Source organism: Paenibacillus xylanivorans, assembly GCF_001280595.1.
In the GTDB taxonomy this organism is placed as follows: domain Bacteria; phylum Bacillota; class Bacilli; order Paenibacillales; family Paenibacillaceae; genus Paenibacillus; species Paenibacillus xylanivorans.
Genome location: NZ_LITU01000081.1, coordinates 294,995 through 307,816 on the forward strand (window position 1 = coordinate 294,995; position 12,822 = coordinate 307,816).

A 12,822-nucleotide genomic window follows, 5' to 3' on the forward strand; every position below is an offset into this window, starting at 1 on the left:
AAGGCATAATGTGCGACCATGGTCTTGGGTTCCTGGTCGCTATGTAGAGATATTTTTACCTCAATACCCATAGGTGTCTAATTATTAAAACACATCTATACTTAATATGTCGTATAAAATGTCGTCAAATTGAATAGTTTTGTTAAAACTTTTTTAATATTTTACGTATTTATGGACATATGAAAGTAAGACATAGGTATTTAGAACCGTTTATTTAAAATAATTCCCATTTTTTAGTTTCATTCTGTATTCTATAACATGGTGGGTTAAAAAACATCCTTAAACTTTGAAGAAAATAAGGCAAATGAAAAGAAATGACCTTATCATCAGCCTATTCAATCGTTCACCAAGGAGGAGAATATAAAGGAAATGATGTTTGGATTCGGCATTTAATCTAACCAAGAACATACATAAGCAAGAACAATGTTGCATGTGAAGCAGAGAAACAGGCCAAGTTTCCCAGTGGAATACATCATTGCACAGATATACATCGGAAGCGGTTTTATCTATAATAACTACAGTATGCATTTCTTAAATCATGAGCAGCGGGGGTTTATAGATGAATCTTAAACAGATAGCAGCTGAGCGCGCGGCAGAATATGTTCAAGATGGAATGAAAGTTGGGTTGGGTACGGGTTCAACGGCCTATTACGCTATTTGTCGAATTGGTGAGCGGGTACGTGAAGGGTTAAACATTCAGGCTGTAGCTACTTCGGAAGCATCGGACAAGCTTGCCAAGGAATGGGGAATTCCGATCGTTCCATTTGATCAAATTGGACGTCTGGATCTGACTATTGACGGTGCAGATGAAGTTGACCCCGAATTTAACCTGATCAAGGGTGGCGGCGGTGCGCTTTTGCGTGAGAAAATTGTAGCTGCAAACAGCGACAAACTGATTATTGTGGCCGACGGCAGCAAAGCAGTACAGAAGCTGGGGAAATTCCCGTTGCCGGTTGAGGTTGTTCCTTTTGCGTCAGAGTGGACCTTCGAGGCACTTGAGAAACTCGGGTGTAACCCGGAATGGCGCATGGATGGGGATCAACGTTATCTTACGGATAATGGAAACCTCATTGCGGATTGCCGCATGGAAGCCATAGATCATGCTGCGGAGCTTAACGTTCAGTTAAATATGCTGCCAGGTGTTGTCGATAATGGACTGTTTATTGAAATGGCGGATACCGTCATTCTTGCGAAGGATGATGGTAGCATCGATGAGCGTCATCGTTCATGAACTGAAAGCGAGGTCATTGCATAGTAGATGAGTGAAAACCCGTTAGTGGATGGTGAAATTTCTCTTCGATGTGTGGAGAAAGAGGATCTGACAGAACTCTATGAATTGATCTACAGTGAAGACGTACCGGAATGGAAACAATGGGATGCGCCATATTATGCTCTTGAATATGAGAGCTACGAAGACTTCGAACGGAGTATGCTGAGACGACTCGAAACGACTCAGAGCAATTCTGACCCGGACTCCATTCGAATTATTGAGTTGAATGGCCGAATCGTCGGTACAATCAGCTATTATTGGGAACATCGTCCATCCATGTGGCTGGAAATGGGAATAGTGCTATATCGATCAGCCCAATGGGGGCGCGGGATCGGCACGAGAGTACTACAGATGTGGTCCAGTCACTTATTCGAGCAATTGCCACTGGCCCGGGTAGGATTGACAACATGGTCAGGCAATGAACGAATGATGCGTTCAGCTTCGAAGGCGGGGCTTCAGGTGGAAGGTCGCATGCGCAAATGCCGCATCGTGGATGGCAAGCATTATGATTCAATTCGTATGGGAATGCTGCGTGAAGAGTGGGAGCAGATGCGATCTTCAGACGCAGGTCGAAATGTAAACAAGTGATGGAGGATTATAGAAATGCCGAACAACGAGGACAATCGGGAACTGTCTTTACAATTATTTGTAGTTCTCGCTCGCGCATACAATTCCGTTACATCCAGGTCCAACCGGGATATCCAGAGTCATGGACTGAATACGACAGAATTTGGCGTGCTTGATTTGTTATACCATAAAGGGCCGCAGGCGTTGCAAAAGATCGGTGAGAAAGTGTTAATGTCCAGCGGCAATATCACGTATGTTGTGGACAAGCTTCAGAACAAAAATCTGCTGATTCGTCGAGCATCCAAGGAAGATCGGCGTGTCATATACGCTGAATTGACGGAGGAAGGAAGACATCTGTTTACACAAATCTTTCCTCAGCACCATCAGGTGATTATTGATGCGGTGGATGGACTGGAACCTTCGGAAAAGGCGGATGCGATTCGTTTGTTAAAAAAGCTTGGACTCGCTGCAGAGGGGAAAACTGACTTGCGTTTATAACGCAGGTCAGTTTTTTTATATATGGAGACAGAGTTTAGCTCGTTAAATCACTTAAGGACTATTAAAATATAGGAAAAATGTCGAGATTAATGATTGGACTGAATGTATGCTCATTCGTGTTCATGTATAATGATAGATGGGTTGTATTTGAACGGGAACGATCGAGGCTATTGAAGCTGCTGAAAAAAATTGGATGAGTGAAGCCTTCGGCCTTCGTATACGCGGTATGGCATAATCCGCGATTAGGAGAGTGATCATGTGATGTCTAATGAACATGGCGAGATGAAATCATTGCGCAGTACGATTGAACCGTTATCTAATCAGATGATTCGCGGTAAGGAAAATCAGGAGCAGGTGCATACATTCCTTCCGATATCGATCTTGCTGGCTGAGGATAACGTCATTAATCGACAGGTTGTGCTGATGCAACTTAAAAAGCTGGGCATAACCCAGGTGGATACCGTCTCCAATGGAGAAGAGGCTAGTGAGGCTTTTCTCAGCAAAAAATATAGTTTGATCCTGATGGATAACATGATGCCTATAATGGACGGATTAGAGGCGACACGCAAAATCAGGGCCATAGAAGAGGATGAGAAGTGGCAACCCATTCCGATTATTGCGATGACAGGAAATGTTATGGATGAAGAGAAAGAGAAATGTTTTGAAGCCGGGATGAATGACTTCATCGGTAAACCCTTCACGATTGAAGCTCTAAACAACGTGATTCAGAAGTTGCAGCAACCTTCCCAAGAACCATCTCTGTCCAGAGAAATCACGAAACGATAGGTAATATACATACATGTTTCACGTGGAAGATCGACTGAAAGAGAGGGAAATGTTCATGTTATTTTACGGCCTTGCCCTTCTGGTGCTGATCGTTCTTGCTCTACTATGGTTAGGTGGACTTTATTTCTTCAAAACCGCCATTCGGCGTGCTCCAAAATCATTTCTGGTTGATAATCCGAATCTGATGCCCGAGCCGGATAACGAAATTATCAGCAGTGCGTCTGACATGGCGTGGCTTAATACGCAGCCAACCGAAGACATATATATTGAATCACATGATGATTTAAAGCTGCGTGGAACATGGCTTCCGTCCCACAGCGGATCGCAACATCGAACGGTTATTCTAGCGCATGGCTATTCGGGAAAAGGCAGGGAAATGGCGGGCTTTGCTCGCTTTTATGCGGAAAAACGGGGCTTTAACGTGCTGATGCCGGATGATCGGGGTCATGGCCAAAGTGAAGGTAACATCATCGGATTTGGCTGGCTGGACCGCAAAGATTATGTTCAGTGGGTCCATTGGGTTCTCGACAAAATCGGCACAGAGACAGAGATCATATTGCACGGAATTTCAATGGGAGGCGCTACTGTATTGATGACAGGCGGTGAAGCTCTCCCTAATCAGGTGAAGGCCATCGTATCGGATTGTGCCTACACCTCAGTTAAGGAGGAGCTAACTTTCCAGCTCAAGCAGCTATACAAGCTGCCCGCATTTCCGTTTATTCCTGTTACCAGTCTTATCTCCAGATGGAAGGCGGGTTACTTCTTTGGGGAGGCATCCGCACTAAATCAACTCGCCAAAGTTCAAGCCCCGGTTCTTTTCATTCATGGTGAGGCGGATACGTTCGTACCGACGGAAATGGTCTACAGACTACATGAAGCTTGCCCGACAGAAAAGGAACATCTAACTATTCCCCGTGCGGGTCATGGAACATCGTTTCAAGTGGATCGTGCCCGATACGAGGAGGTACTTGAATCCTTTTTGACGAAGAGCCTGTCACATTCTTCTCCAGTGCCAGCGAATGACAAGTAAGTGGCGTGCTAGATCGTCCTACGTTGGATATATGTTCCTTTAGTTAGTGGAATGTTAACGACACTTGTTTCCAATAAAGCATCCTGGGTATTAAGTAGAAGATGTACTTAAGGGGAGGTGCGATATGCCACATACACCTAGAGTTTGTTCGTATTGTCATGAAAAAATGGCGGAGGATGAGTTCAAATGCAAATCCTGTGGCAATCTGGTAGCTACCAGAACAATTCTGCCTGAACAACCATACATGATTGAAAATGATGAATCTGTACTGGATCGATATTCAATGGTGTTGCTTGTTTTGATGACACTGTTTCTTCCTCCGGTAGCCATGACCATTGGCGGGGTAATGTTATTTGATGACAATACGTATAAGCAGGATACAGGTAAATTGCTCGTCACCGGGGCATTTGTAGTGATGTTCATTCTCACCATTATTCTGTTCGCAGGTTCGGGGACATTGACGATTAACTTCTAAGCTATGGAGGTGCTTTTATGGGAAATGAACAATTTAAGGCTGCACGGAAAGCAGAGGCAGGTTACCATTCTAACTTCTATCAGAATAATGAATTATTCGCGTCCGGTACCTGGATGGCGAGGCCCATGCCTATGGTTATGGATATGCTTGAGCGTTTACTTACCCATAAGACAGAGCTGCGTGTTCTCGATTTGGGATGCGGTGTAGGCAGACATACAATACCGATTGCACAGCGTCTCGGGCAAACGAACAGTGAAGTTATCGGGGTGGATTTGCTGGATGAGGCTGTAGACGGACTTCGCAAATATGCGAAAGAATATCAGGTTGATCATATCGTGCAAGTTGAGAAAGCGGATGTTGAGCATTACGCTATCGAGCCGGATCATTTTGATTATATTGCTGCTTGCTCTTGTCTGGAACATGTTTCAAATAAAGAAGCCTTAGTGGAAGTTATTGAACGTTTGCAAGCGGGAGCCCGTATAGGCGGCATTCATTGTATCACCATGAGTACGAGTGTAGAGGAAAAGGAAGTCAACACAGGGCGGGAGATTAAGCCGTTGATTGAATTGAATCTGCCCACAGCTGACGCTATCGCACTACTGGAGAAAGCTTATGCTGATTGGAATATTCTGCATCAGGAACATGTAACACAGACGATCGAAGAGGAAAAGTATCATGAACCGACACAGTTCCGTTGTGAACTGCTTCGTTTCGCAGCACAGAAGCAATAACAGCTCTGTCGGGATCGAGTAGTGAGGTCCCGGCAGTTCGTATGACTTGGTAGCGTAGCCTATAAACCGGGAGGACAACAGATTCATTACATTACCAGTAATGTGCCGGCAGTCGGAGGTGCGCTGCTGAATGCATATCATTTGGCAGGAATCCAGGTGCCTGAAGGTATCACGTCTGAACTCCAATGGGAGTTGAAACGTCATACGACTTGAACTTTTAAAGGCTAACGACTACAATACGATAACGGAATCAAGCAAGTTATAGGAGGAATCAGGGTGTTAATTCATTTGAAATCACGCATACAGGAGCCGGAAGTGCAAGAGCTGTTGTCCTACTCGGTCTTTCCTGACCCGGATCATCTGAATCGCGCGTTACAACAATATGTTGACAAGGACGAGCTGCATTTGGACGGTTATGAAGACGAAGGCCAACTGATTGGCCTGATTGGATATGAGAATACAGGAACGAGTGAGGTCACCATTCATCATATCGCAGTTCTGCCAGAAAACCGTTTTAAAAATTATGGTCGTGGCATGATTTCACAGGTGCTGGCCAAATATAATCCCGACAGGTTGATCGCGGAGACCGACGTGGAAGCTGTAGAGTTTTATCGCAATACGGGATTCGTGGTATATAGCCTGGGTGAATTATATCCGGGTGTGGAGCGATTCCGTTGTGTACTGGAGAAGGACGAGGGGCAAGACGAAGACTAGTATCTGCCTACTACTTTGTAACATAAAGAGAGCATATCATAACAGGATGTTGGATTTGGCGAAGCAGCTGAGTCGGACGTCCTGTTTTTTTGTCGTTTACTTAAAAAAATAGGAAAAACGTATTGCTTTGCAATATAGTTTCATTATAGAATAGTTTCATTGAAGAATAGTTCTATGAGTGAACTATATTTTAGGGGAGGAGAAATCAAGGATGAACACACCGGATGCCAAAAGTTTGGTTAACCGCTATTTGGATGCTTCTTTCCTAGTAACCAAACGGTTTGATACCCAGATACGTGAACGCCTGGGCCAAACCATTACCACAGATCAGTTCTGTGCACTTCGTATGATTAAGGAGAAACCGCTTTGTACGCCCTCCGATCTGGCAGAGCTTCTGTGTGTGGGCAAGAGCAGTATCACCGCACTGGTCAACAAGCTGGTGGATCGGGATCTGGTCCATCGGGCCGGGGATGAGCGCGACCGCAGAGTCGTGTATTTAACTCTGACGGATAACGGACGGGAAGTATACAGGGAAACGGAACAGGAAATACAGCAGCTTCTGGAGCCATATCTGGTTCATTTTAAACCGGAAGAGGTCCAAAATTTCATTGAATCATTTGAGAAGCTTGCAGCTTTGTTAACGCATGAAGGAGGACAGGAGAACGAATGAGAACGATTTTGAAAGCGCGATGGTGGTTGATGGGGCTATGGGTCGTTGTAGCCGCCGTATTGATGTTCACCGCTCCTAACATGAGTGAATTGATTCGGGAAAAGGGACAATTCTCGGTTCCTGAAGGACACTCCTCCACCCAGGCAGCGGCGATTCTGGACGAAGCCGCAGCACAAAAGGGAGAGCAGCAGGGTAGCCAGCTGGCTCTTGTATTTTATAATCCGGATGGTTTGGGTGCCGATGGTAAAGAAGAGGCAGAACAGGCCGTTAAGAAACTGGAGGCCGAAAAAGAGAAACTGGGCATTCTGTCCATACTGGAACCATTCTCTCAGCCTGAGTTGTCAGACAAAATGATCTCTGCCGATGGCAAGACGATCTTAACATCGCTTTCCATTGATCAGGGAGACCGTACAGTCAAGGAAATGCGCGAAGACCTCAATGGAGCGCTGTCATCGGTTAATGTGGAGCATTACATAACCGGTAAAGGCTTAATTGATGAGGATACGGTGGAGAGTTCCCAAGAGGGGCTCAAAAAATCGGAGTACATTACCGTTGTATTTATTTTGCTCATTCTGTTCGTTGTATTCCGCTCTTTTGTAGCTCCATTTGTTCCACTGCTTACGGTGGGGATTAGCTACATTGTTTCACAGCAGATTGTCGCGTTCCTTGTGGACGGACTAGACTTCCCTATTTCGACGTTTACGCAGATCTTTATGGTGGCGGTCATGTTCGGGATTGGTACGGACTATTGCATCCTATTGATTAGCCGGTTCAAGGAAGAATTGGCTCATCATGAAAATACGTGGGATGCCATCATTGCTACCTATCGCACAGCAGGCAAAACAGTATTCTTCTCCGCACTCGCCGTGCTGGTTGGATTCATTGCCATTGGTTTTGCACAGTTTATGCTGTATCGTTCCGCGGTAGCTGTTGCTGTCGGTATTGCCGTGATGATGCTGGCATTAGTCACGATTGTTCCATTTTTTATGGCAGTGCTGGGCAAAAGGTTGTTCTGGCCTTCCAAGGGTTCACTGGAGCATGCCGAGAGCCGGATTTATGGTGCAGCCGGTCGTTTCTCCCTGAAACGTCCTTGGGCAGCACTGCTCATCGTTGCAGCGGTATGTGTGCCATTACTGGCGACTTACGACGGCAAACTGTCGTTTAACAGTCTCGATGAAATTGGTGACAAATATGATTCGGTCAAAGCATTCAATATCATTTCGGACAGCTTCGGTCCAGGTGAATCCTTGCCGGGTCAGGTCGTAATCCAGAATGATGAAGCAATGGACAACGCCAAGTATATGGCGCTCGCCGAGAAGATCAGCCGGGAAGTGGAGAAGGTGCCAGGCATCTCTGGTGTCCGCAGCATGACACGTCCAACCGGTGATGAGATCAAGGATTTTGAAGTAACACAGCAAGTGGGGACATTATCTGATGGATTGGGCGAAGGTAAAACGGGTCTGGATAAAATCCGTGATGGTCTGAGCGAAGCCAGCAGTCAGTTAAGCAAAAATGAACCACAACTCAAAGAAGCTGCTGACGGAGCAGGAGAACTGTCGAAGGGTACTTCCCAGCTGCAATCGGGGATTACACAGTTATCTGAAGGACTTCAGCAGATTGAAAAAGGAATCCGTGACGGCTCTTCAGGTGCCGGTGAACTGAAAGCAGGACTTCAGAAAGCCAAAACGAGTGCAGATCAACTTGCACAGGCGAACAATCAACTGCTTCAAGCCTATCGTCAGGCAGGAGCAGGTGTCGCTGCGCTGGGTGATGGTGTAGGTGAACTGCAACAACAGCTCACAGGTGTATCTACAGCGTTGACCAGCCTGAACGAATCGTTTATTGCGCTTGAGGAGCGCTATCCTGATTTGTTGCAAGACGCCGATTATCAGCGTGTCAAAGGCACCCTTGGTGAGACGGGTACCGGAACGGCACAGCTCGCTCAAGGTTTGGGTCAAATTCAATCCAAGCTGGGCGAAGCCGCGGCTGGAATCAATCAGGCTAACAAAGGCTTTGCCTCCGCAGCATCCGGACAGAAGGCACTTGCCGATGGTTTGGGTCAGATTGTGACGGGAATCAGTCAGTTGCAATCCGGTCTCAAACAGGCCGCTGACGGTCAAGGTAAAGTCATTAGTGAAATTCCTTCCATCCAGAACGGACTTGGCCAGCTTCAGGGCGGTCAGGAGAAAATTCAACAAGGCTTCTCGGATCTGAGTGGTCAACTGACTCAATTGACGGATGGTCTTAATCAGAGTGTCGATGGAATCGAACAGGTTTCAGGTGGACTCGATTCAGCGCAGGACTACCTGACACAATTGCAAAATTCTCCTGATTCCGACCTGGCAGGCTGGTATGTTCCTGAAGAAGCTCTGAACAGTAAGGATTTCACGCAGGTATTTGATACGTATCTGTCCAAAGATCGGAAAACGATGACGATTGACGTTATTTTTGCCGAGAATCCATATGGAACAGAAGCCATTGATCGTGTTCCGGATATCGAAGCTGCTGTACATCGTGCCGTACAGGGAAGTGCACTTGAAAAAGCGGATATTGCCATTGGCGGGGTAACCAGTACGTTTGCAGATCTGCAGGAAGTCTCCAACAACGACTACACACGCACGGTTATGCTGATGCTTGCAGGAACGTTTATCATTCTGGTCCTGCTGCTCCGTTCGGTTATTATGCCGCTGTATCTGATTGTTTCGTTGTTGCTGGCTTATTTCACATCCATGGCCCTGACTGAAGCGATATTTGTGAATATACTTGGATTCTCGGGTATCAGTTGGGTTACGCCGTTCTTCGGCTTTGTCATGCTGATTGCACTCGGGGTGGATTACAGCATCTTCCTGATGGATCGTTTCAATGAGAACAAAGGCATGAAAGTACAGGATGCCATGCTGTATGCCATGAAAAACATGGGTACGGTCATCCTGTCTGCAGCCGTCATTCTGAGCGGTACCTTTGCCGCGATGTATCCATCGGGAGTTCTTTCGATGATGCAGATTGCGACGGTTGTACTCAGCGGTCTAATCTTGTATTCTCTTCTATTCCTGCCATTCTTCGTTCCTGTAATGGTGAAAATGTTTGGCCGTGCCAACTGGTGGCCATTCCCGAACAAGGAGCAAGCAGATTCCGTTGAATCGGATCGTAATATAGGCATGTAATCAAATGATTAATGAACAGCTCCGCTGGCATTGCCGGCGGGGCTTTCTGTATTGTTTTATGCAAGAAAACCGTGAAACGACAAATAAATGTGTATGCCTACGGACACCATCCCGCGCCTTGTCTGCGTTCCTCTCATACGATATATAGGAATTGTATATGGAGTGGTTTATAACATGGCAGAGAGGGGCGGCGGGATGGTATATCGATATGTGGCTATAGGAGATTCATTAACGGTAGGTACAGGAGCGCTGCTGGGCACCGGCTTTGTTCCTTTATATCGGAGAATGGCAGAAACGAATGTACGTACGTTTGTATCGATGGATAACTTGGGTGTGAATGGACTTACGTCAGGGGAAATGCTGCAGATGATATCCAACAATCCAAGAGTACGGCAATCACTGCGTGAAGCAGATATTATTACGTTATCGATTGGTGGAAACGATCTGATTCGTACGTTCAAAGCGAGTGGCGGGATCCCGAACGCAAGTAAAATGACACAGGTGCTTGGCGAAACGCGTAGTAACGTGTCCCAGATAATGAGGCACATCCGGCAGTTGAAAGGGAACAGTGTATATATGGTTCGTACGATTGGGTTGTACAACCCGTATCCGCAAGCAGCCGAAGCATCATATTGGGTGCGGCAATATAACTCCTTTCTGAATGGTGTGGGATCAGGGAACTATGCCTGTGCTCAGGTCTATGACCGGTTTGAAGGACGTGAACGTGAACTGTTATTTTGGGACAGGGTTCATCCAAATGCAAAAGGCTATCGCGTAATTGCAGAACAGCTAAATCGTACAGGATACTATCCTTTTGCCTGATCAGCAGGGAAGAAGCGTAGAATAACGAATATTACCTCGGAGCCGACTAGACCGAAAGAAGTACTTCCGTTAAGATGAGGACATATAGGGGTTGTATTACGTGAGACAAAGGAGTTATTTTTGGTGCACATCATCGATTCAGGTTCCCTAAACGATCCAGAACAGCAGCTCATATCCACTGTCTTATCCTCATATGGTTTCACGTCCAATTGGAATGCTCAGCGCGGAAGGGGAGGCATGAACAACTCTACCTTCATGGTAGAGATAGACCAAGGATGTTACGTGCTGAGGCAGTATGAGACGCATAATGATCTAATGAAAATTGCTTTTGAACACGAGGTGCTGGCTGCATTGTCACGTTCAGATTTTGAGCTTCATGTGCCTGCGCCCGTTAACCTTCCTGATAATAAGGATGCTACATTTCTTGTTGTGCAGGATCGTTCCTCGGGCAGGAGCAAAATTGTGACGTTGTTCCATTATCGTGTGGGCCATAATCCCGTGTGGAATACACCCGAGCAGCTGAGTGGGCTGGGCAAGGCAGCAGGCAAGTTGTCTTCTGTTATGGCGAGCCTTCCCATATCTCTGGCTCCCGTTTACCCTCCCTATTATCAAATTCAGGAGGCTTACCCGCTCTGTTCGCCTGAGAAACTGTTACAATTGTGTACCTCACCCCCGGATACGCTGATGGCATGTGCGGATGACCTGCAGAATCTAAAAGTTGTGTTACCAGACTTGTTCGATACGCTGCGAGGTATGGAGGTTTTGCCGCATCAACTGGTACATGGGGATTTGAATGCATCCAATGTATTGGCAGACTCTCAGGAAGGCATATGTGCCATATTGGATTTTGAATTTGCTACATGGGATCTGCGGGTGATGGAGCTTGCTGTTCCCATGTCTGACCTTCTGACGATGGACAAGGAGGAGGCATGGGTGTGGGCTGCTTTGGAGGGATTGATCCAGGGATTCAGACAACAGGTCAGCTTGGAACCAAAGGAACTGAGCGTGATTCCAGAGTTGATCTTGCTTCGAAGTCTGGATGTGGTAATGCATTTTATCAGTCGGTTGTTCGAAGGTACAGATGAGCCTGAAGTGGCTGTGCAGCAAATCAGGAAGCTGAGAGAACGGGTACACTGGATGAAAGTCAATGAGGAACGGCTGCGTGAGCTGCTAATCTAACTCGACAAGTTAAACGTTGTGGTGGTATTATTCGAATCCATCCGAATCTTCCTATTAAATTGGAATGGATAACAATTGGAATGAATTTTCAATGTGCAAAAAAGTGCACTGGCCCTGCCTCAAGGCAGGAACCAGTGCACTTTTATTTGGTGAAATCGTTTATCATGTGTGGTTGTAGACACTCATATCACGTAATATCTAACTGCTAAATCTAGGGAATTCAGCAGCTTTACAGTCCGCGCTTGCGGAACCAGCTGCGTACAGCCCAGCGACGCTCCTGACGCTTCTTATATTTTGGCAGGGAACGATATACGTTCAGTGATTGCTCGTAGGCTTGTTTTGCATCTGTGTTACGCCCAAGGGAGCGGTACACAGAGCCGAGCAAATAATACGCTTCACTGGATGAGGAATGAATCTCCTGGAACTGCTGAACGTATGCCAGCGCTTTGTCCCGGTGAGTATCCTTAAACGCACCTGCAAGTGTCAGATAAGGACGTCCATATTTTACTCTTGGATTAATATCCAGTGCCTGCAAAATATGACGCTCACCTTTTTCTGTTTGGCCCAGATGAAGTTCAGTTGTGCCCAGCGCCTCCCAGTATTCGGCTGATTGCTCGTAAGGACGCTCCAGTTCCAGCAGCAAGGCATGAGCTTCGCTATAACGTTTGCGTTCAATCAACAGACGGGCCAGATCCAGCTTGGAAGAGACTTCATTCGGACTCATGGCAAGCTGTTGCCGGAGCCGTGAGATGTTACGCATACGCTTAAGTGGCTTCATGAAGCTTGGCATCACCCCAACATAGCGACGATCCAGGAAATACAGAATGATGAGGAAAATAAGAACCGCCAGGAATGGATTGCCTACAATCCGCCATAGCAGGCCAAAGATTAGAAATTTAATCAGCACGACAAAGTC

13 protein-coding genes are annotated in these 12,822 nt (G+C 46.4%); 12 read left to right on the forward strand and 1 reads right to left on the reverse strand.

Features of this window, described 5'->3' with window-relative positions:
- Positions 1-559 precede the first annotated feature (559 nt).
- The 12 genes from rpiA to AMS66_RS27160 all read left to right on the forward strand — a co-directional run bounded on the left by rpiA (position 560) and on the right by AMS66_RS27160 (position 11,906).
- The gene (rpiA, locus tag AMS66_RS27105) at positions 560-1,231 is read left to right on the forward strand and encodes a ribose-5-phosphate isomerase RpiA (RefSeq protein ID WP_053783733.1); all 672 of its coding nucleotides are present in this window, start codon (positions 560-562) and stop codon (positions 1,229-1,231) included.
- 27 nt (positions 1,232-1,258) lie between these two features.
- The gene (locus AMS66_RS27110) at positions 1,259-1,858 is read left to right on the forward strand and encodes a GNAT family N-acetyltransferase (RefSeq protein ID WP_053783734.1); all 600 of its coding nucleotides are present in this window, start codon (positions 1,259-1,261) and stop codon (positions 1,856-1,858) included.
- A 15-nt stretch (positions 1,859-1,873) separates the two neighbouring features.
- Positions 1,874-2,335: a MarR family winged helix-turn-helix transcriptional regulator gene (locus AMS66_RS27115; RefSeq protein WP_053783735.1), complete on the forward strand. Its 462-nt coding sequence runs from the start codon at positions 1,874-1,876 to the stop codon at positions 2,333-2,335.
- A gap of 261 nt (positions 2,336-2,596) precedes the next feature.
- Positions 2,597-3,121 (forward strand): response regulator, encoded by a 525-nt coding sequence (locus tag AMS66_RS27120; protein ID WP_053783736.1) that lies wholly within the window; start codon positions 2,597-2,599, stop codon positions 3,119-3,121.
- Positions 3,122-3,134: 13 nt separating this feature from the next.
- Positions 3,135-4,151, forward strand: a complete 1,017-nt coding sequence (locus AMS66_RS27125; protein ID WP_236703650.1) for an alpha/beta hydrolase — start codon at positions 3,135-3,137, stop codon at positions 4,149-4,151.
- A gap of 124 nt (positions 4,152-4,275) precedes the next feature.
- Complete coding sequence (locus AMS66_RS27130) at positions 4,276-4,626, forward strand: hypothetical protein (protein WP_053783737.1); 351 nt, start codon at positions 4,276-4,278, stop codon at positions 4,624-4,626.
- Between the two features lie 17 nt (positions 4,627-4,643).
- Positions 4,644-5,357 (forward strand): class I SAM-dependent methyltransferase, encoded by a 714-nt coding sequence (locus AMS66_RS27135; protein WP_053783738.1) that lies wholly within the window; start codon positions 4,644-4,646, stop codon positions 5,355-5,357.
- A gap of 276 nt (positions 5,358-5,633) precedes the next feature.
- Positions 5,634-6,071, forward strand: a complete 438-nt coding sequence (locus AMS66_RS27140) for a GNAT family N-acetyltransferase (RefSeq protein ID WP_053783739.1) — start codon at positions 5,634-5,636, stop codon at positions 6,069-6,071.
- A 211-nt stretch (positions 6,072-6,282) separates the two neighbouring features.
- Positions 6,283-6,741, forward strand: a complete 459-nt coding sequence (locus AMS66_RS27145; RefSeq protein ID WP_053783740.1) for a MarR family winged helix-turn-helix transcriptional regulator — start codon at positions 6,283-6,285, stop codon at positions 6,739-6,741.
- Entirely contained in the window at positions 6,738-9,905 is a 3,168-nt protein-coding gene (locus tag AMS66_RS27150; protein WP_053783741.1) for an MMPL family transporter, read from the forward strand. The genes AMS66_RS27145 and AMS66_RS27150 overlap by 4 nt, the downstream gene beginning before the upstream one ends.
- A 174-nt stretch (positions 9,906-10,079) precedes the next feature.
- Positions 10,080-10,727, forward strand: a complete 648-nt coding sequence (locus tag AMS66_RS27155; protein ID WP_236703651.1) for a GDSL-type esterase/lipase family protein — start codon at positions 10,080-10,082, stop codon at positions 10,725-10,727.
- 237 nt (positions 10,728-10,964) lie between these two features.
- Positions 10,965-11,906 (forward strand): phosphotransferase, encoded by a 942-nt coding sequence (locus AMS66_RS27160; RefSeq protein ID WP_144424621.1) that lies wholly within the window; start codon positions 10,965-10,967, stop codon positions 11,904-11,906.
- Between the two features lie 229 nt (positions 11,907-12,135).
- Here AMS66_RS27160 and AMS66_RS27165 read toward each other — a convergent pair whose 3' ends face one another.
- Positions 12,136-12,813 carry a tetratricopeptide repeat protein gene (locus tag AMS66_RS27165; RefSeq protein WP_053783743.1) on the reverse strand — a complete coding sequence of 226 codons (678 nt, stop codon included), beginning with the start codon at positions 12,811-12,813 and terminating at the stop codon, positions 12,136-12,138.
- Between the last annotated feature and the right edge of the window lie 9 nt (positions 12,814-12,822).

Bases quoted from the DNA above. Each gene is read 5' to 3' on its own strand.
- rpiA (WP_053783733.1), top strand. From the start codon at position 560: ATGAATCTTAAACAGATAGCAGCTGAGCGCGCGGCAGAATATGTTCAA.
- AMS66_RS27110 (WP_053783734.1), top strand. From the start codon at position 1,259: ATGAGTGAAAACCCGTTAGTGGATGGTGAAATTTCTCTTCGATGTGTG.
- AMS66_RS27115 (WP_053783735.1), top strand. From the start codon at position 1,874: ATGCCGAACAACGAGGACAATCGGGAACTGTCTTTACAATTATTTGTA.
- AMS66_RS27120 (WP_053783736.1), top strand. From the start codon at position 2,597: ATGTCTAATGAACATGGCGAGATGAAATCATTGCGCAGTACGATTGAA.
- AMS66_RS27125 (WP_236703650.1), top strand. From the start codon at position 3,135: ATGTTTCACGTGGAAGATCGACTGAAAGAGAGGGAAATGTTCATGTTA.
- AMS66_RS27130 (WP_053783737.1), top strand. From the start codon at position 4,276: ATGCCACATACACCTAGAGTTTGTTCGTATTGTCATGAAAAAATGGCG.
- AMS66_RS27135 (WP_053783738.1), top strand. From the start codon at position 4,644: ATGGGAAATGAACAATTTAAGGCTGCACGGAAAGCAGAGGCAGGTTAC.
- AMS66_RS27145 (WP_053783740.1), top strand. From the start codon at position 6,283: ATGAACACACCGGATGCCAAAAGTTTGGTTAACCGCTATTTGGATGCT.
- AMS66_RS27150 (WP_053783741.1), top strand. From the start codon at position 6,738: ATGAGAACGATTTTGAAAGCGCGATGGTGGTTGATGGGGCTATGGGTC.
- AMS66_RS27155 (WP_236703651.1), top strand. From the start codon at position 10,080: ATGGCAGAGAGGGGCGGCGGGATGGTATATCGATATGTGGCTATAGGA.
- AMS66_RS27160 (WP_144424621.1), top strand. From the start codon at position 10,965: ATGAACAACTCTACCTTCATGGTAGAGATAGACCAAGGATGTTACGTG.